Genomic DNA, 18,707 nt, shown 5'->3' with positions numbered 1-18,707 from the left:
TATACTCATCCAGGTTACCCTCAGCCTCTAGGTACTGCGCGTGTCCAAGATGATGGTCTTTACGGGGAACGCTAACCCCGATCTGGCTCGGCGTGTTGTACGTCAGCTGCATATCCCTCTCGGTGACATCTCTGTCGGTAAGTTTTCCGACGGCGAAATTACTGCCGAGATCAATGAAAACGTCCGCGGTAAAGATGTTTTCATTATTCAGCCGACTTGCGCTCCGACCAACGATAACCTGATGGAACTGGTAGTGATGGCTGATGCCTTCCGCCGCTCCTCGGCTACTCGTATCACTGCTGTTATTCCTTACTTTGGTTATGCCCGTCAGGATCGCCGTCCGCGTTCCGCACGTGTAGCTATCAGCGCGAAAGTCGTTGCTGACATGCTTACCGTAGTCGGCATCGACCGTGTTCTCACGGTTGATCTGCATGCTGACCAAATCCAGGGTTTCTTCGATATTCCGGTAGATAACATCTACGGCTCCCCCGTATTGGTGGATGACATTGAAGATCAGCGCTTCGAAAACCTGATGATCGTGTCCCCGGACATTGGCGGCGTCGTGCGTGCACGTGCTGTTGCCAAATCCCTGGGCGTGGATCTCGGGATCATCGACAAACGCCGTGAGAAAGCTAATCACTCTGAAGTGATGCATATCATCGGTGATGTCGAAGGGCGTACCTGTATTCTGGTCGATGACATGGTCGATACCGCCGGCACTCTGTGCCACGCGGCCAAGGCCCTGAAAGAGCATGGCGCTGCCAAGGTTTTCGCCTACTGCACACACCCTGTGCTGTCCGGTCGGGCGATCGAAAACATCGAAAATTCAATGCTGGACGAACTGGTGGTGACTAACACCATCCCGTTGTCCGCTGCTGCTCAAGCCTGCTCGCGTATCCGTCAACTGGATATCGCGCCGGTAGTTGCCGAAGCGGTTCGCCGCATCAGCAACGAGGAATCGATCAGCGCGATGTTCCGTTAAGGGCCCTGCCCTTTTCGATTATCTCGTTGACGAAAAGCGCCCCGCCCCGGCATTCCTGTCGGGGCGGGGCTTTTTTGCCCATATCGCCTTTAGCGCTGGTCGCAAACGCTGGGGCGAATGTGGTTATTTTGGAGATACAACATGAACGAATTTACTCTGAATGCTGAAGTGCGTTCCGACCTGGGGAAAGGTGCGAGCCGCCGCCTGCGTCGTCTCGCAAGCCTGGTACCTGCTGTAGTTTACGGTGGCGAAAAAGCCCCTGAATCCATCAGCATGCTGGCTAAAGAAGTTGCCAAACTGCTCGAAAACGAAGCGGCTTACAGCCACATCATCGAGCTGAACGTTGGCGGCACCAAGCAAAACGTAATCATCAAAGCTCTGCAGCGTCACCCGGCCAAAGGCCACGTGTTGCACGCTGACTTCGTACGCGTTGTAGCTGGCCAGAAACTGACCGCTATCGTGCCTGTACACTTTGTTGGTGAAGAAGCTCCGATCAAGAAAGGCGGCGAAGTTTCGCACGTTGTTGCTGAAATCGAAGTTTCGTGCCTGCCAAAAGACCTGCCTGAATTCATCGAAGTTGACCTGACTAACGCCGAAGTCGGCTCGATCATTCACCTGTCTGACCTCAAAGCCCCTAAAGGCGTTGAGTTTGTTGCTCTGGCACACGGCGATGACAAGGCTGTTGCCAACGTTCACGCGCCACGTGTTGCTCCAGAAGCTACTGAAGAAGGCGCAGCAGAGTAATTTCACTCTGTTCGCCGGAGTGACCGGAAACATCGCGGACTAGAGCGTAGCGAGAAAGCGGGCGAGAACGCGGAGTTTACATAATGGTAAATGAGCACTTGTCGTCCACTTTCGCCGCACACCACTGTCGCGGCGATGTTATCCACCACTCCAAGGAAGGGCCCCTATCGTGACTGCCATCAAACTGATCGTTGGCCTGGGTAATCCAGGCGCTGAATACGAACAGACCCGGCATAACGCAGGGGCCCTTTTTGTTGAGCGCATCGCGAACGCACAAGGCGTAAACCTTGTGGCGGATCGCAAATATTTCGGCCTGACCGGGCGCTATTCGCATCAGGGTCAGGATGTTCGTCTGCTGATTCCCACCACCTACATGAACCGCAGCGGCCAAGCCGTCGCGGCACTTGCCGGCTTCTTCCGCATTACGCCTGAAGAAATACTGGTGGCGCATGACGAACTCGACCTGCCACCGGGTGTTGCCAAGCTCAAACAGGGCGGCGGCCATGGCGGGCACAACGGGTTGCGCGACATCATCGCGCAATTGGGCAATCAGAATACCTTTCACCGCTTGCGGCTTGGCATTGGCCACCCGGGCGTTGCCAGTATGGTTTCAAATTTCGTCCTGGGTCGTGCGCCACGCGCCGAACAGGAAAAACTCGATGCCAGCATCGACTTTGCCCTCGGCGTGCTGCCGGATATCCTCGCCGGTGAATGGAACCGTGCGATGAAAAACCTGCACAGCCAGAAGGCCTGACTCACTCCTCGGGGAAAACACCATGGGATTCAATTGCGGCATCGTCGGCCTGCCTAACGTCGGCAAGTCCACCCTATTCAACGCCCTGACCAAATCCGGGATCGCGGCCGAGAACTTCCCCTTCTGCACCATCGAACCGAACACCGGTATCGTGCCGATGCCGGATCCGCGTCTGGAAGCCTTGGCAGCCATCGTCAATCCCAAGCGCATCCTGCCGACCACCATGGAATTCGTCGACATCGCAGGCCTGGTGGCCGGCGCCTCGAAAGGTGAAGGCCTGGGCAACAAGTTCCTCGCCAACATTCGTGAAACCGATGCCATCGCCCACGTAGTCCGCTGCTTCGAAGACGAGAACGTGATTCACGTCTCCAACAGCGTCGACCCGAAACGCGACATCGAAATCATCGACCTGGAACTGATCTTCGCCGACCTCGACAGCTGCGAGAAGCAACTGCAGAAAGTCGCTCGCAACGCCAAGGGTGGTGACAAGGACGCCGTGGTCCAGAAAGGCCTGCTGGAGCAACTGATTGCTCACTTCACCCTCGGCAAGCCTGCGCGCACGCTGATGAAGACCATGGGCGCCGACGACAAAGCGGTGATTCGTGGTTTCCACCTGCTGACCACCAAGCCGGTCATGTACATCGCTAACGTCGCTGAAGACGGTTTCGAGAACAACCCGCTGCTGGACATCGTCAAAGCCATCGCCGAAGAAGAAGGCGCCATGGTGGTTCCGGTCTGCAACAAGATCGAAGCCGAAATCGCCGAGCTGGATGACGGCGAAGAGAAAGACATGTTCCTCGAAGCCCTGGGCCTCGAAGAGCCTGGCCTGAACCGCGTAATCCGCGCCGGCTACGAAATGCTGCACCTGCAAACCTACTTCACCGCCGGTGTCGAAGAAGTCCGCGCCTGGACCGTCCGCGTCGGTGCCACCGCACCACAAGCCGCTGGCGTGATCCACACCGACTTCGAAAAAGGCTTCATCCGCGCCGAAGTCATCGCCTACGACGACTTCATCCAGTACAAAGGCGAAGCCGGTACCAAAGAAGCCGGTAAATGGCGTCTGGAAGGCAAGGACTACATCGTTAAAGACGGCGACGTGATGCACTTCCGTTTCAACGTGTAACGGTGACCGTGGATTTACACGGAACTCGATAGACTGAAAATCCCCGTAATCACTCGCTGATACGGGGATTTTTTTGTCTTGGGATTGCCATCTTCCTCCATCCGAATTGTTGATTGAGTACGCGACCAATGACGCTCATGGTCATAGCTCGACTCCATTTGGCGGCTCTGAATATCATTGCATTTGCAATCATATCGAGGCGTGCAGTATGGTGCAAGGACGACGGAACGCACGGAGTGCTTTGAAATATGATCGGTTTTTCCAGTTTCAGCACAACGCGGGAGACCGGCCTGGCAGCCCAGGCCTGCATCGAAAAAATCCAGACGTTTGCGCATCAGGCCAATGAGGGATTCTCTTCACCGCTCTACACCATGATCGATATCGCCAATCGCCTGGAACGAGATCCGGGAACAGCCAAGAACATTTGGGTAGTGCGATCCAACAAGCAACCTGGCGTTGAAGCAGCGCACACACGAATCAGCGCCTGGCCACTGCGGTTCAGCCCACAGGCCTGCGCCAGCGAAAAGCCCCTGCTGTATCTAACCAGTTCCGCGACTTCGGCAGAGCTTTGCGCACTGTCGAGCGAGTCCGATCAGCGTGGGATTTTCTGCAATGACATTGAAACGGTGTCCTGCGCCTGGCCCAAGGGGGCTCATCCCTGGGTGCCGCTCTGGCTGACCGCAAATCCGCAATGCCTTCCGTACGATCCAGCCAGCGGCGCTGAGGCGCGCGCTATTGCGATTGCGGCCTTGCAGAGTTTGTATGTCGACGGCAGCAACGGGTTTTATTACATGGCACTTCACGATGAGCCCAATGACTTCATTGGACCAATAAGTGGTCTCAGTGCGAGCCAGGCCCTCAAGGGAATGTACAAAGTCAACGAGATGGACACCGGCACAGAGCAACCCAAAGTTCGCCTGCTGGGCGCCGGGTTGACCTTGCGCGCAGTGATTTCGGCTGCACGGATGTTGCGTGACGATTGGGGCGTGGCCAGCGAGCTCTGGAGTTGTCCCAGCTATACCCGTCTGGCGCGGGATGCCGATAGCGCGCAACACTGGAACAGAGTGCATCCCGGCATGCCCCGGCGCACCTCGCATTTGCGCGAATGCTTGAATGCAGAGGACTCCCCGGTCATTGCCGTGACCGGCTACGCACAGCATGTAGCCGATCAGATCGGTGCGCACATCACTTCCCGTTTCGTGGCCCTTGGCGCTGACTCAACCGAATCGCTATCGGCCAATCCGATCTCAGGCAAGAGGGTGGACAAGCGCTGGATTGTCACCTTGGCGCTGCGCGCCCTGGCCCAGGAAAACAAGATTCCACAGGAGCACGTCGAGCAGGCAATGCGGCGCTATCTTCTGCAATGAACAGTCACTGGTCACTCCGCCCGCGCGCTGTTTCGTGCGGCACTGGCCGCGCGCTCCAGGGCGTCACTGAAGAAGCGTTGTTGCTGATCATCGAATTGCGACAGAAACAATTCGTCAACGGCGCTTTCGTAAACCAGCCACATCTTCTTGCGCAACACTTTGCCGTTCTCAGTGATGGAGGCACAGGCTCCGCGACCATCCTCGCTGGCACGACTGCGCTCCACCAGCCCTTCGGCTTCCAGGCGGTCGATCAAGCGCGTGAGGTTGTAGCGTTCGATAGCCATCACATCTGCCAGTTCATTCATGCGTCGAGTGCCACCTGGTCCGCTTTCCAGCCCCCACAACGCATCATACCAAGCATAAGCAGGCAACCCGGCCGCAGCCAGGCGGCGCTCGATTTCCCGTATCAGGCACCGGTGGGCCCTGACGAATCTGAACCAGGTATCCGGCTCGCTTGAAGACATGTTTCACCCTTCCAATGAAATCGATTTAGTTGCAATTGTAGCGCGCAGCACGATAAGTTCCGCACATAGTTGCACTTGCAACTACAAGAATTCTGAAGAAACGGCGCATACCGCCCCCTTCGCCAGGGCACCGAACGGCTCGGTGTCCCCGCTGCACTATCCAGGAGACGACGATGGCACAACAATCAGTGTTTCTCGACGAGGATCCACAAGAGACTCGCGAATGGCTCGAATCCATTGAATCGGTTTTGAACGTCGAAGGCCGCCCTCGAGCCCATTACCTGATCGATCAGTTGCTGGATTTCGATGTCAGCCAGCACGGTGACTTTTATGGGCGTGTCACCACTCCCTACGTCAACACCATTGCCGTGGACCGGCAGCAAGCTTATCCCGGCGACCTGGGCGTGGAGCGACGGATCAATGCCTACATCCGCTGGAATGCCCTGGCCATGGTGTTGCGCGCCGGAAAGCATTCGAACGTTGGCGGGCATATCGCCTCCTATGCCTCGGCCGCCATCCTCTACGACGTCGGTTTCGATCATTTCTTCCGTGGCCGGACCGAGCAGTTCGGAGGCGACATGGTGTATATCCAGGGCCATTCCTCACCAGGCATCTACGGGCGCGCCTACCTCGAAGGTCGACTGAGCGAAGAGCAACTGGATAACTTTCGTCGCGAGACCGATCGCGATGGCGTGTCTTCGTATCCACACCCTCGGCTGATGCCCGATTTCTGGCAGTTTCCCACTGTATCCATGGGGCTTGGGCCGATTACCGCGGCTTACCAGGCACGTTTCATGCGCTATCTGGAAGATCGCGGCCTGAAGGAACACCAGGGTCGAAAAGTCTGGGCGTTCCTGGGCGATGGGGAAATGGACCAACCAGAGTCCCTGGCAGCCATCTCCCTGGCGGGCCGGGAAAAGCTCGACAACATCATCTTCGTCGTCAACTGCAACCTGCAGCGCCTGGACGGCCCGGTTCGCGGCAATAGCAAAGTGATCCAGGAATTCGAAAGCCTGTACCGGGCGGCAGGCTGGAATGTGATCAAAGTGATCTGGGGCGGTGGCTGGGATGCCTTGCTGGAAAAGGACAAAAGCGGTCTGCTACGCCAGCGCATGATGGAGTGCGTTGACGGCGAATATCAAAATTACAAATCCCAGAACGGCGCTTACGTACGCGAGCACTTCTTCGGCAAATACCCTGAGTTGCTGGAATTGGTCAGCGACATGACGGATGAACAGATCTGGAAGCTTTCTCGCGGCGGCCACGATCCGGAAAAAGTCTACAACGCCTATGCTGCGGCCATGCGCCACACCGGCGGACCGACCGTCATCCTGGCCAAGACCGTCAAAGGCTTTGGCATGGGCGAAGCGGGCGAAGGACAGAACATCAATCACCAGCTCAAGAAGATGGGCGACGATGCGATCAAGGCCTTCCGCGATCGTTTCTCGCTGGAAATCACGGACGATCAACTGGGTGATATGCCCTACCTCAAACCTGCTGTGGACAGTACTGAAGCGCGCTACCTGCAAGCCAGGCGCACCGAGCTGGGTGGCTACATTCCAGAGCGAGTCAGTGTTGCGCAGCCCTTGCTGATCCCACCGCTATCGACCCTGAACACACAGCTCAAAGGTACGGGCGAACGCGAAATCTCCACCACCATGGCTTTCGTACGCATCCTGGGGACGCTGCTTAAGGATCCGAATATCGGAAAAGTGATCGTGCCCATCGTCCCGGACGAATCACGGACCTTCGGCATGGAAAGCCTGTTTCGCCAAATTGGCATCCACTCCCATGTCGGCCAGCTCTACACGCCCCAGGACGCGGGCCAACTCAGCTACTACAAAGAGGCCAAGGACGGGCAAATCATGCAGGAGGGGCTGAACGAATCCGGCGCGATCTCCTCCTGGATTGCGGCCAGTACCTCTTACAGCACCCACGGCGTCATGACCGTCCCCTTTTACATCTTCTATTCCATGTTTGGCTTCCAGCGCGTAGGCGACCTCGCCTGGGCCGCCGGTGATGCGCGCGCCAGGGGGTTTCTGCTCGGCGCAACTTCAGGCCGAACCACCTTGATGGGTGAAGGTTTGCAACACGACGACGGCCACAGCCACGTGCTGTCTTCAACGGTCCCCTGCTGCGTGTCCTACGACCCGACCTACGCCTACGAGTTGGCCGTCATCATCCAGGACGGCATGCGGCGAATGTACGTCGAGAACGAGGACATCTACTACTACATCACCCTGCTCAACGAAAACTACGCCCACCCGGACATGCCCGAAGGAGCCGAACAAGGGATTCTCAAAGGCCTTTACCCGCTTCCGGCCACTACCGTGCAGACCGACGACAAGCATGTGCAACTGATGGGCTGCGGCTCGATCCTGCTGGAAGTCATCGCCGCCGCACAACTGCTGGAGTCGGACTTCGGCGTCAGCAGTGAAGTCTGGAGCGTGACGAGCCTGACCGAACTGCGTCGAGAAGGTCAGGACGTCGAGCGCTGGAACTTGCTGCACCCGCAAGAGACGCCACGCGTCAGCCATGTAGAAAGCAGCTTGCAGGACAAACAGGGGCCCATCGTGGTCGCGACCGACTACATGAAAATATTCGCCGATCAAATCCGCCCCTTCGTGCCCAAACGTCGCTTCATCGCGCTGGGCACAGATGGTTTCGGCCAATCGGATACGCGCGAATCACTGCGCAAATTTTTCGAGGTCGATCGCCACTTTATTGCCGTCGCCGCATTGAAGGCTCTGGCGGACGAAGGCACTTTTCCGCGGGAGAAAGTAGCCGAGGCGATTGCTCTTTATGGCATTGATCCGGAGAAACAGAACCCCGCCAAAGTCTGATAACGCGTCAAACACTCGCCCAAGAAAAAGCCGCGTTCATACGCGGCTTTCTTGTACCCCACGCTCCTGTAGGAGCATAGCTTGCTCCTACAGGACGGTGAGCTATCAAGCCTTTTTGGTTCTTGGCAGGAAGATCGCCAGCACACCAAACAACGGCAGGAACGAACACAGGAAGTACACGTATTCAATGCCGTGTACATCCGCCAGATGCCCCAGCAACGCCGCACCAATCCCGCCAAAGCCGAACATCAATCCGAAGAACACCCCGGCAATCATTCCGACATTGCCCGGCACCAGTTCCTGCGCATACACCACGATCGCCGAGAATGCTGACGCCAGGATGAAGCCGATCACGACGCTGAGGATGCTGGTCCAGAATAGATCAACGTGGGGCAGAATCAGGGTGAACGGCGCGACGCCGAGGATCGAGAACCAGATCACCGCCTTACGCCCGATCTTGTCTCCGATCGGCCCACCGAAGAAGGTCCCCGCCGCTACCGCTCCGAGAAACAGGAACAGATGCAACTGCGAACTCGCCACCGACAGGTCGAATTTCTCGATCAGGTAGAAGGTGAAGTAACTGGTGAGGCTGGACATGTAGAAATACTTGGAGAACACCAGCAACCCGAGCACCACCAGTGCACTGATCACGCGGTTCTTCGACAAGCCATGCGTCGCCGCCTGGCCTTGCTTGAGTTTGAACAGACTCAGGTGGTTGGCGTACCAGCGGCTGATCCGATAAAGCACGAACAGCGCAAACACCGCGAACAGTCCGAACCAGGCCACATTGCCCTGACCGAACGGAATGATGATCGCCGCAGCGAGCAACGGGCCGAGGGCCGAACCCGCATTACCGCCGACTTGAAACGTTGACTGCGCCAAACCAAACCGCCCGCCAGACGCTAATCGCGCCACGCGAGAAGCTTCCGGGTGAAAGGTCGAGGAGCCGATGCCAATCAACCCTGCAGCCAGCAGAATCATCGGAAAACTGCCGACCACCGACATCATCAAAATGCCGATCAATGTGCAAACCGTCCCGGCCGGTAACAGCCAGGGTTTGGGGTGCCGATCGGTGTAGTAACCGACCCACGGCTGCAACAGCGAAGCCGTCAGCTGGAACGTCAAAGTGATCAGGCCAACCTGGGTGAAGGTCAGGCCATAGTTGGCCTTGAGCATCGGATAGATCGACGGCAGCACCGACTGGATCAAGTCGTTGATCAAATGCGCCAGCGCCACGGCGCCGATGATGCGCATGACCAAAGGGCTGCTTTGTGAAGTCGCGGATGCCGGCTGCGCGCCGGTCTGGACATTGCTGATAGCCATAAGAGTTTCCGTACAACAGATGGGTGCACACGGGCAGGTGCGTCAATGTGCCATTTTTCGGTGCAGCAGCGCCATCCCCTTAGCCTGCTAACGACTTCGATTTTCATCACTGAAAAGGTGATAGCGCAACGCCATGGTCTGAATCTTGCCTTGGTAATCCGCTTCAACGCGGCCCCTTACAAAGGGGACCGAGAATGGGAAGTTTCGCTACAGAGTCGGCCTACAGAGCTGACGAGGGTGAACTTTCGAGGCCTTTTAAAAGGGCACAGGTCGCGACCGCAACGGTTGTGACGCACGCCAATGGCGCGTGGTGTCCAGAGGAGTCATGGGGCATGCAGGCTTTTTTATCACCGGGGATCGGGCTGCTGGGGCGTTTTGGCTTCGCACGCAAATTTCAGCTGTTGTTTCTCCTGTTTATCCTGCCGCTGACGGGCAGCCTGTGGATGATCGGTCAGGACTATCGCGACAAACTGAACCTGATCTCCGGCGAGCGTGCCGGGGTTCGGCAACTGCTCGCCCTCGATGCACTGGATAATCTGCTCGCCGCCCAGCGTGACCGCGCGGCTCGCTGGCGCGCCACGGAAACCAATCGTCAGCCGACACCCGCGACGATCGCGGCGATGGCTGCTTTCGATACGGTTCAGCCCGCCGTCGCCCAAGCCACCTCGGACCTCGGCAACGCACTGCAAACCGAAGGCGCCGAGGGCGAAACCCTGGCTCGTTATCAAGCCCTGCAAACCGCCCTCAACGGCCTCGACTCGAAAAGCTTGAGCAGCGTCGGCTGGTGGCCGGACGGTTACGATCGTTTCACCAATGCCTTGAGTGCCCTGCAAGCCTTGCGCGAGCAAATTGCCATGGACAATCGCCTGACGCTGGCGCCGTGGCTGGAAACTTATCTGCTGACCCAGATCTCCACGCAGCACGCGCCAGACCTGATTGAGCGAGTCGGCCGTCTCGCCAGCGTTGGCCAGGCATCAGTGGTGTCCGGGCAGTTCACCCTTCAAAGCCGTCTGCAATTGCGCGACTTGCGCAGCCGCATCGGCGATGCCCGGGAGCAGCTGGTCAAAACCGCCAGCCTGCTGGAAGCCCGACTGCCCAGCGCGTTGCAAGCCTGGGCCGGGCAATACCATGACAGCCTCAAGCACCTGGACGCCGAGTTGAAAGTGCTCGATGACGGCGTGTTCGGCGGCAGCATCAAGCTCAAGCCGGAAGAGTTCGAACGCAGCCTCGACACCCTGCTCTCCGACCTCGCTTCGCTGCGTCAGCAGTCATTGGTGTCGCTGGATCAGCGTCTGGACTATTACCACGGTTCTGCCATCCGCCAGTTCATCCTGGTAGCGACCATTTTTGGCTGCCTGCTGCTGGCCGCGCTGTACCTGTTCATCTGCTTGCAGGCCTCGATCCGTCGCAGCGCCAGCGGCATTACCCTGTTGGCCGAAGCCTTGCGCGATGGCAATCTGAGCCTGCAAGTCCCGGTAGAAGGCCGCGACGAACTGGCCGCCATCAGCACCGCCCTCAACGTCGCGGTGGTGCAACTGCGCAACAGCCTGCTGGGTGTCGATCACGAAACCTTGCAGCTGAGCAACGCGGTGCGCACCCTCAACCATCACTCCAGCGGTGCCCTTGGGGAAGTCGAAGCTCAGCAGTTGCAGATTAGCCAGATCGCGGCGGCAGCCACGCAATTGGCCGCGACTTCTCAAGGGGTCGCCCAGAGTTGCGAACAGGCTTCCGGCAGCGCTCAGCACACTCAGCGCATCGCCGCCGACAGCAGCCGTGACAGCCAGCGCACGACGGCAAGTATTCAGCAACTCAATCAGCGCTTGAACGACACCGCGGCGGCACTGGGCCGGGTCAGTGAACAAGGGCAGCAGATTCAGTTGGTGGTGGACACCATTCGCGGGGTGGCCGAGCAGACCAACCTGTTGGCACTTAACGCCGCCATCGAGGCCGCTCGCGCGGGTGAGCAAGGCCGTGGCTTTGCGGTGGTGGCCGATGAAGTGCGCAGCCTGTCGCAACGCACCCAGTCCTCCACCGCGCAGATTGCCGGCACTGTCGACAGCCTGCGCAGTACCGTGAACGAAGCGGTGAGCCTGATGGAAGCCGCTTGCGGCCAGGCTCAGTCCGACGCCCAGGCCGTCACTGGCCTCGGCGAACGCCTGGGGGAAATTGCCAGTGCCGTGCAAAGCGTCACCGACACCCTGGCGCAGATCGCCACAGCGGTCGACGAGCAAGCGACCACCGCCGACGAGGTCAGCGGCAACATCCAGCAAGTCGATCAGGCGGCGGTACGCTTGCTCGAAGGCGCGCGGGCGGTGAACCTGGCGGCGGACACCTTGAGCCAGGGCAGCAAGGCCTTGAGTGCCAATACCGGGAGATTTCAGCTCAGTTGACGCCCTTTCCTGACCCGTTTTTTCGGGGCAGGCGGATAAGCGGTTGAAAGCGTAGAGAAATATTTTAGATTTACGCTTGACACATCTCTGTTACGAGCCAATAATGCGCGCCACTTGGCTACATAGCTCAGTTGGTTAGAGCATAGCATTCATAATGCTGGGGTCCGGGGTTCAAGTCCCTGTGTAGCCACCAAGTACTAAAAACGGCTTACCGAAAGGTAGGCCGTTTTTTTATGCCTCGAGAAAAGTGCTCCCGGCCCACAGAGCGGTTAATGCCCGCTCTTCGCGGTTCTCTCCTACAGTTAATGCCAAAGCTTAAACGCAGAGAGACCACCCTATGCACTGGGGCCTGGACGAGATCATTCTGTTTTTCATCGTGGTCGCCATCTTCTGCGTGGTGCTGGAACTCGCTTTTCGTCTCGGCCGTCATCACCGAACGCACAGCAGTGATTCGAACCGATCCCACCTCACCGTTTTGCAAACCGCCCTCCTCGGTCTGCTCGCGTTGTTGCTGGGTTTCAACTTCGCCATGGCCACCTCACGTTTCGAAGCGCGCAAAACATTGATTCAAGATGAAGTCACGGTGATCGGCTCAACCTATCTTCGAACGAAGCTGCTGCCGTCTGATCTGCGCGCAAAGATGTCGGCGTTGCTCAAGGATTATGTCTCGGCGCGGATTGAATTCATGCGCGCCGGCACGGACGAGAAATTGCTGAAAGCAGCCAGCGAATCGTCCAGGGCGATTGAAGATCAGTTATGGAATCTGGCTGCCGCCGCCGAGGCCCAGGGCGAAGCGACAGCCGCCATGAACCTGGTGATCCAATCGTTGACCGACGTCTACAACGTCAATGAAAAGCGCCGCGCCGCGCAGGACAATCATGTCCCGGCAACCGTCATCAATCTGCTGTTCGTCGTGGCCATCGGTGCGCTGGGTTTGATCGCTTACAGCTATGGCCTGGGCCACCGTCGACGGCACGGTTCGACGGCCGTCTTCGCGATCCTGATTGCCATGGTCTTCACCATCACCCTCGACCTGGATCAGCCCCGCAGTGGCTTCATCCGCGTCGGCGAAGAAAGCCTGCTGCGGTTGCAGGAGGATTTGAACCGCACGAGTTCGGGCAACCAGAGGCCACTTCCCCGTAAATCACGTCAGGAGCGAATGGCCGGCAATGCTGACAACGCCCGCTCCCAAATCTGCCAGGTGCGCAGCCAGACCATCGCCTGCCAGTCGCTGTCGGCGGGATAGAACTGCTCAACCAGATTCAGTTTGATCCCGCGCCCCACGGCATCACTCGGATTGCCATGCAAGTGCAGCCAGTGATCATCGCGCAGATGACGATGAACCTCGGCGCCGGGATACGTCCCGCACTCGATCACAAACGGCATCAACCGCACGTTCGGCAACGCATTGATCAACGCCTGCGAGGTGTAGCCGGTGGCGGTGGCGGCGACGCCGGTTTCGCTCAGCGTGTCGGCCCCTGTGTGCAAGGTATAGAGCCAGGGACCATAAATGGCCTGCGCATCTGCAAGCGCTGGATACGCCGCTTCGGTGATGGTCAGCAACATCGGATGCCCGTACTCCCCGGCACCGGTGTGCAAGTCGAAACACATCGCCACTTCTGCATGCGAGACATGCTTTTGAATGATCTGATGCAACGTGCGGTTCGACCAGCTCGGTGCCAATCCGCCGTAAAACAAACCCTCGGGATGACGGTGCTGGCCGCCCTCGACAATCGACATCACCGCTGGCCAGCCGTGTTCGGCGATTTGCTCATCGAGCAAGGCATCGGCGCGATCACGCTCCGGGCCCTGCAACTGCGTGCAGGCATAGATTTCATGCAACGCTGCGTAGGCCCGATTATCTGGCAATGCGTGGTCGAAGTTCAGGTGATTGCGGTTCAGGTCAATGTTGTCTTCGTTGACCCGACGCAGCCACGCAGTACCCCAGGGATTGATCAAGTGGATCATCACGACTGCGACATCGGCCGGCAGCGAACGCTTGCCCAGCTCCTGCATCCACTTGATCTGACATCCCGAACCATAGAAGCCTTCGACGCCATGGGTGCCACTCAGCACAATCAGCAAACGCTTGGCGCCCGGATCACCCAGCACCGCCACATCGGTGCTCAACGGCTCACCGAACGGCCCTTTGAGCGGATGCGGGTACTCGGTCAGCGTCGCACCGGCCGCGGTCGCGACGGCCAGGAATTGATCACGCTGGGTACGGTAACTTGGCTGGGTGGGGAACTCGGTCTGCATGTCTACCTCTTGTTGATCTTCTGGCCAGTCTGTTGCCCTCGACCCTACAGAAAATCCGTGGAGTCATGAAGGGCAAAAGCATCTTTGCTGTAGACCTTGGTTTGCGTCACTTCCTTTCGGCCGATAAAGTCCCCTGATCTTTCCCACGGACGGAGTGCCCCCACGTGTTCTCAGCCTTCCACTTGAGCCGCTATCGCCTGTCAGCCCTTTCGCTGATCGCCGCTGCTTTAACCCTCGCAGCCTGTAGTGCCCCGACCACTTCGACGTTGCCTGTTGCGCCGGAAGTCGCTTCGGGTTATCGCACAGACCTGCAAACCCAATACGCCTCGAAACACATGGCGGCCGCGGCCAATCCGCTGGCGGCCGAGGCCGGGCGGGAAATGTTGCGCCGGGGCGGTTCGGCAATCGATGCCGCGATTGCGATGCAAGCCGTGCTGACCCTGGTCGAGCCGCAATCCTCGGGCATTGGCGGTGGTGCGTTGATCGTGCTGTGGGATGGCAAAGCTGTACGTACTTATGACGGTCGCGAAACCGCTCCGGCCGGCGCCACCGAGAAGCTGTTCCTGCAAGCCGACGGCAAACCGATGCCGTTCACCCAGGCGCAGATTGGCGGTCGTTCGGTGGGGACACCGGGCGTGTTGCGAGCGCTTGAGTTGGCCCATCAGAAACACGGTCATCTGCCGTGGGCGCAGCTGTTCGAACCGGCGATCAAACTCGCGGAGCAAGGCTTCGCCATCTCGCCACGCCTTCACCAGTTGATCGCCTCGGACTCGTCCATTCGACGCTCGCCGGACATGGCGGCCTACTTCCTGAATGCCGATGGCAGCCCGAAAGCCGCAGGCACACAACTGAAAAACCCGGCACTGGCCGCGGTGTTCAAACGCATCGCCAAGGAAGGACCGGATGCGTTGTACAAAGGCCCCGTCGCACAGGAGATCGTCGCCAAGGTTCAGGGCCACGCCAACCCGGGCAGCCTGTCGCTGAACGACCTCAACGGCTACAGCGCCAAGGAGCGAGCGCCGCTGTGCACCGACTACAAACGCTGGCAGGTCTGCGGCATGCCACCACCGTCGTCAGGCGGGATCGCCGTGGCGCAGATCCTCGGCACCTTGCAGGCCCTGGAAACCCGCGACCCACGTTTTGCCCTGGCGCCGCTCAAACCGGTCAAGACAAACAAACCTGCGGGCATCGAACCGGCGCCTGAAGCCGTACACCTGATCTCCGAGGCCGAACGCCTGGCCTACGCCGACCGTGCGCTGTACGTGGCCGACGCAGATTTCCTGCCCGTCCCCGTCAAAGGTCTGGTGGACCCAGCCTATCTGGCCGACCGCGCCGCCCTGATCGGCGATCGCAGCATGGGCACGGCCAAACCCGGCACCCCGCCGGGCATTCAGGTCGCCTACGCACCGGACCGTTCGCCGCTGCGCATCTCCACCTCGCAAGTGGTGGCGGTGGATGACGAAGGCGGCGCCGTGTCCATGACCACCACCGTGGAATCCGCGTTTGGCTCGCACCTGATGGTTCAGGGTTTCCTGCTGAACAATCAGATGACCGACTTCTCGTTCATCCCCGAAGAGAATGGCCAGAAGGTTGCCAACCGCGTCGAACCCGGCAAACGCCCACGCTCGTCCATGGCACCGACCCTGATCTTCGACCGCCAGAGCGGCGAATTCCTCGCCACCATCGGCTCCCCCGGCGGCTCGCAGATCATCGAATACGTCGCCAAATCCACCATCGGCCTGCTCGACTGGAACCTCGACCCACAAGCCGCCATCAGCCTGCCCAACTTCGGCAGCCGCAACGGCCCGACGGAGCTGGAACAGGGGCAGTTCAGCCCGGCACTGATTCAGGCGCTGAAAGACAAAGGGCACAGCGTGAACGAGATCGACATGACCAGCGGGACCCAGGCGATTGTCCGGGTGAAGGATGCGCAAGGGAAAACGTCGTTGGCGGGCGGGGCCGATCCGCGGCGTGAGGGGGCGGCGTTGGGGGATTGAGTCGTACGCGAGAATGAGCAAGGGCTTACCGGGAGGTAGGCCCTTTTTTATGCCTGATAAATCCTGATCAGCCACTTCACGCAGCCTTTTCCTACCTGCAAATGACTGCTTCTTGGATAGAGTTGGCACTCACAAACAGTACGACGCAATCGACGCTGATACCGTCGAGATGGAGTAACCCATGAACATTCGCCCCATTCACACTGACGAGGACTATCGTGCAGCCCTTAAGAACGTGTCAGCGCTGTTCGACAACGAACCAGAGCCTGGCACCCCTGAGGGTGATTACTTCGACATTATGATCACGCTTATTGAAGCCTATGAATCGAAGCAGTTTCCGGTGGATCTGCCCAATCCGATCGATGCAATCAAGTTTCGTATGGAGCAGTCCGGTCTGTCTGCTGCTGACCTCGCACCCGCCATTGGCCGCACAAACCGAGTGTATGAAGTGCTCAATGGCAAACGTGCGTTGACGCTTCCGATGATCTGGAAACTTCACGATTTGTTCGGTATACCCGCGCAAAGCCTGATCAAACCGATAAAGCAGGCTTGATCAGGGGTCGACTCCGGAAGTCAGGCCGGCACACGCTGTACTCAGCCTAGCGAGAGACCTTCAGCGCCTGTCGCGCCTGATGTTTCTCAAGCGCGAGTTCGATCAAACGGCTGACCAGCTCGCTGTAAGTCATACCGGTGGCCTGCCATAACTTGGGGTACATGCTGATGCGGGTGAAGCCGGGCAACGAGTTGATCTCATTGATCAGCACTTCGCCGCTGTCGGTCAGGAACACGTCGACCCGCGCCAGCCCGGAACAGCCCAACACCTGAAACGCCTCGACGGCCAGGGCACGGATGCGCTCACTGGCTTCGATGCTGATGTTAGCCGGCACCACCACTTCAGCCGCTTGAGCGTCGATGTATTTGCTGTCGTAGGAATAGAACCCGCTGCGCACCACGATCTCGCCGCAACCGCTGGCGATGGCGTCTTCGTTGCCGAGTACCGCGCATTCAATCTCGCGACCGCTGACGGCGGACTCGACCAGGACTTTCTCATCGAAACCCAGGGCCAGCTCGACTGCTGCCGCGTACTCGGCTTCGTCATTCACTTTGCTTACGCCAACGGAAGATCCCTGGTTTGCCGGTTTGACGAACAATGGCAGACCGAGTTTGCCTTGCACCTCGGCGAACCCGGTGCGCGCCGCGGTGGCGCGGGTCAGGGTGACGAACGGCGTGACCGCCAACCCGGCGTCACGCAGCAGGCGCTTGCTGATGTCCTTGTCCATGCAGACGGCCGAACCGAGCACATCGGAACCGACAAACGGCAGATCGGCCATACGCAGCAAGCCTTGCAGGCAACCGTCTTCGCCCAGGGTGCCGTGTACGATGGGGAAGATCACATCGACGTGGCCCAGCAGTTCCTGACCGGAGGTTTCCACCAATTGCTGACTGGCCTTGCCCGGCACGACGGCCAGTTCACGGTTGGACTGGTTAAGGGCAATCAGCGCCGGGTTCTCCTGGTTGAGCAGGAAGTTCGAAGGGTCGTTCAGATGCCAATGGCCTTGCTTGTCGATGCCGATCAGCACCGGCTCGAAGCGCGAACGGTCCAGCGCATCGACGATGTTTTTCGCCGATTGCAGCGACACTTCGTGTTCAGCCGAACGGCCGCCAAAAATAATGCCTACCCGCAGTTTGCTCATTCAAAACTCCTCAACGATTGGCCACCAAATGTGCGCCGAACAACAGATAGCAACTGCCGGCGAAGCGATCCAGCCATTTACGCGAACGATCATAGGCACCCGCAACCCGACGGTTGGCGAACAGCAGCGCCACGCTGCAATACCAACTGAATGACAAGGTCGCCATGGTCAGCACGGCCAGCGCCAGCAACATCGGTGGCGGCGAGGCCGGCATGGCCGTGGCGAAAATCGTTGCAACGAATAGCGCAGCCTTGGGATTGGTCATGTTGCCCACAAAGCCCCGGCCATAAGCCGATAACAACGTGCAACCGGCGCCATTCAGCGAGCCGCTATCGCCCGGTACACTCGGTGGTTTGCGCTTGAACTGCTTCAATCCCAGATAGATCAGGTAACAACCGCCGGCAATCTTGAAGCTCAGGTAGAGCGTCGGCGCAGCGCTGAACAGCGACTTGATGCCCAGGCCACCCGCCAATCCCCACAGCACCGTGCCCGTGGCCACGCCGAGTGCGGCGACAACCCCGTGGCGCCGGGAGCAACTGGCAGCCAGTTGCGCGGTGTTGAAGAAGTTCGGCCCCGGCGTCACCACCGCAACCGTCCACAACAGCGCCAACGACAACAACGGAGCGGCGTAACTCAGGTGGGATATTTCCATGATGTGGGATCGCCTTCGTGGCTTAAAAAATATGCAACACCTTGCAACATTAGTCCGGGATTTTCTACCCGCTGGGTGATTCGAACGGCAGCAGACAGGCGGCTAGTCAGTGGGG

15 protein-coding genes and 1 tRNA gene are annotated in these 18,707 nt (G+C 58.8%); 11 read left to right on the top strand and 5 right to left on the bottom strand.

What is annotated here, in order from left to right:
- The first annotated feature begins 40 nt into the window (after positions 1–40).
- From ACMXYJ_RS06370 to ACMXYJ_RS06350, 5 genes are all read left to right on the top strand, one after another.
- The gene (locus ACMXYJ_RS06370; protein WP_003208392.1) at positions 41–982 is read left to right on the top strand and encodes a ribose-phosphate pyrophosphokinase; all 942 of its coding nucleotides are present in this window, start codon (positions 41–43) and stop codon (positions 980–982) included.
- 141 nt (positions 983–1,123) lie between these two features.
- On the top strand, positions 1,124–1,726 hold the full coding sequence (locus ACMXYJ_RS06365; RefSeq protein ID WP_415759151.1) for a 50S ribosomal protein L25/general stress protein Ctc: 603 nt from the start codon (positions 1,124–1,126) through the stop codon (positions 1,724–1,726).
- Positions 1,727–1,895: 169 nt separating this feature from the next.
- Positions 1,896–2,480, top strand: coding sequence for an aminoacyl-tRNA hydrolase (gene pth / locus ACMXYJ_RS06360; protein ID WP_008153430.1), 585 nt, complete (start codon positions 1,896–1,898; stop codon positions 2,478–2,480).
- A gap of 22 nt (positions 2,481–2,502) precedes the next feature.
- Entirely contained in the window at positions 2,503–3,603 is a 1,101-nt protein-coding gene (gene ychF / locus ACMXYJ_RS06355) for a redox-regulated ATPase YchF (RefSeq protein WP_064675906.1), read from the top strand.
- 248 nt (positions 3,604–3,851) lie between these two features.
- Positions 3,852–4,970 carry a transketolase-like TK C-terminal-containing protein gene (locus ACMXYJ_RS06350; protein WP_415759150.1) on the top strand — a complete coding sequence of 373 codons (1,119 nt, stop codon included), beginning with the start codon at positions 3,852–3,854 and terminating at the stop codon, positions 4,968–4,970.
- Between the two features lie 11 nt (positions 4,971–4,981).
- Here the strand turns inward: ACMXYJ_RS06350 and ACMXYJ_RS06345 are convergent, their stop codons facing one another.
- Positions 4,982–5,434: a MarR family winged helix-turn-helix transcriptional regulator gene (locus ACMXYJ_RS06345; RefSeq protein ID WP_415759149.1), complete on the bottom strand. Its 453-nt coding sequence runs from the start codon at positions 5,432–5,434 to the stop codon at positions 4,982–4,984.
- A 173-nt stretch (positions 5,435–5,607) separates the two neighbouring features.
- Here ACMXYJ_RS06345 and aceE point away from each other — a divergent pair, with 173 nt between their 5' ends.
- Positions 5,608–8,277 carry a pyruvate dehydrogenase (acetyl-transferring), homodimeric type gene (gene aceE, locus ACMXYJ_RS06340; protein WP_415759148.1) on the top strand — a complete coding sequence of 890 codons (2,670 nt, stop codon included), beginning with the start codon at positions 5,608–5,610 and terminating at the stop codon, positions 8,275–8,277.
- A 105-nt stretch (positions 8,278–8,382) separates the two neighbouring features.
- Here aceE and ACMXYJ_RS06335 read toward each other — a convergent pair whose 3' ends face one another.
- Positions 8,383–9,600: an MFS transporter gene (locus ACMXYJ_RS06335; RefSeq protein ID WP_415759147.1), complete on the bottom strand. Its 1,218-nt coding sequence runs from the start codon at positions 9,598–9,600 to the stop codon at positions 8,383–8,385.
- A 332-nt stretch (positions 9,601–9,932) separates the two neighbouring features.
- Here ACMXYJ_RS06335 and ACMXYJ_RS06330 point away from each other — a divergent pair, with 332 nt between their 5' ends.
- The 3 genes from ACMXYJ_RS06330 (at position 9,933) to ACMXYJ_RS06320 (ending at position 13,236) form a co-directional block, all read left to right on the top strand.
- The gene (locus ACMXYJ_RS06330; RefSeq protein ID WP_223429632.1) at positions 9,933–11,990 is read left to right on the top strand and encodes a methyl-accepting chemotaxis protein; all 2,058 of its coding nucleotides are present in this window, start codon (positions 9,933–9,935) and stop codon (positions 11,988–11,990) included.
- Between the two features lie 116 nt (positions 11,991–12,106).
- Positions 12,107–12,183, top strand: a tRNA-Met gene (locus tag ACMXYJ_RS06325).
- Positions 12,184–12,366: 183 nt separating this feature from the next.
- Complete coding sequence (locus tag ACMXYJ_RS06320) at positions 12,367–13,236, top strand: hypothetical protein (RefSeq protein WP_415759146.1); 870 nt, start codon at positions 12,367–12,369, stop codon at positions 13,234–13,236.
- On the opposite strand, the gene ACMXYJ_RS06315 is transcribed toward ACMXYJ_RS06320, so the two are convergent.
- Positions 13,140–14,249 carry a DUF2817 domain-containing protein gene (locus ACMXYJ_RS06315; protein WP_415759145.1) on the bottom strand — a complete coding sequence of 370 codons (1,110 nt, stop codon included), beginning with the start codon at positions 14,247–14,249 and terminating at the stop codon, positions 13,140–13,142. The two genes, ACMXYJ_RS06320 and ACMXYJ_RS06315, sit on opposite strands and share 97 nt — an antisense overlap.
- 164 nt (positions 14,250–14,413) lie before the next feature.
- On the opposite strand from ACMXYJ_RS06315, the gene ggt reads away from it, so the two are divergent.
- Positions 14,414–16,246 (top strand): gamma-glutamyltransferase, encoded by a 1,833-nt coding sequence (gene ggt / locus ACMXYJ_RS06310; RefSeq protein ID WP_415759144.1) that lies wholly within the window; start codon positions 14,414–14,416, stop codon positions 16,244–16,246.
- 181 nt (positions 16,247–16,427) lie between these two features.
- A complete protein-coding gene (locus tag ACMXYJ_RS06305) occupies positions 16,428–16,799 on the top strand; it encodes a helix-turn-helix domain-containing protein (RefSeq protein WP_033061235.1) in 372 nt (123 codons plus the stop codon).
- Between the two features lie 46 nt (positions 16,800–16,845).
- On the opposite strand, the gene ddlA is transcribed toward ACMXYJ_RS06305, so the two are convergent.
- Positions 16,846–17,940: a D-alanine--D-alanine ligase gene (gene ddlA / locus ACMXYJ_RS06300; protein WP_415759143.1), complete on the bottom strand. Its 1,095-nt coding sequence runs from the start codon at positions 17,938–17,940 to the stop codon at positions 16,846–16,848.
- 10 nt (positions 17,941–17,950) lie between these two features.
- On the bottom strand, positions 17,951–18,592 hold the full coding sequence (locus tag ACMXYJ_RS06295) for a LysE family translocator (RefSeq protein WP_415759142.1): 642 nt from the start codon (positions 18,590–18,592) through the stop codon (positions 17,951–17,953).
- Between the last annotated feature and the right edge of the window lie 115 nt (positions 18,593–18,707).

This window comes from Pseudomonas arabinosi (assembly GCF_047758675.1).
GTDB classification, from domain to species: Bacteria; Pseudomonadota; Gammaproteobacteria; order Pseudomonadales; family Pseudomonadaceae; genus Aquipseudomonas; species Aquipseudomonas arabinosi.
The sequence above is the reverse complement of the archived record's forward strand: the minus strand, read 5'-3'. Positions and strand labels throughout refer to the sequence as shown.

Bases quoted from the DNA above. Each gene is read 5' to 3' on its own strand.
- ACMXYJ_RS06365 (WP_415759151.1), top strand. From the start codon at position 1,124: ATGAACGAATTTACTCTGAATGCTGAAGTGCGTTCCGACCTGGGGAAA.
- ychF (WP_064675906.1), top strand. From the start codon at position 2,503: ATGGGATTCAATTGCGGCATCGTCGGCCTGCCTAACGTCGGCAAGTCC.
- ACMXYJ_RS06350 (WP_415759150.1), top strand. From the start codon at position 3,852: ATGATCGGTTTTTCCAGTTTCAGCACAACGCGGGAGACCGGCCTGGCA.
- ACMXYJ_RS06345 (WP_415759149.1), bottom strand. From the start codon at position 5,434: ATGTCTTCAAGCGAGCCGGATACCTGGTTCAGATTCGTCAGGGCCCAC.
- aceE (WP_415759148.1), top strand. From the start codon at position 5,608: ATGGCACAACAATCAGTGTTTCTCGACGAGGATCCACAAGAGACTCGC.
- ACMXYJ_RS06335 (WP_415759147.1), bottom strand. From the start codon at position 9,600: ATGGCTATCAGCAATGTCCAGACCGGCGCGCAGCCGGCATCCGCGACT.
- ACMXYJ_RS06330 (WP_223429632.1), top strand. From the start codon at position 9,933: ATGCAGGCTTTTTTATCACCGGGGATCGGGCTGCTGGGGCGTTTTGGC.
- ACMXYJ_RS06315 (WP_415759145.1), bottom strand. From the start codon at position 14,249: ATGCAGACCGAGTTCCCCACCCAGCCAAGTTACCGTACCCAGCGTGAT.
- ACMXYJ_RS06305 (WP_033061235.1), top strand. From the start codon at position 16,428: ATGAACATTCGCCCCATTCACACTGACGAGGACTATCGTGCAGCCCTT.
- ddlA (WP_415759143.1), bottom strand. From the start codon at position 17,940: ATGAGCAAACTGCGGGTAGGCATTATTTTTGGCGGCCGTTCGGCTGAA.
- ACMXYJ_RS06295 (WP_415759142.1), bottom strand. From the start codon at position 18,592: ATGGAAATATCCCACCTGAGTTACGCCGCTCCGTTGTTGTCGTTGGCG.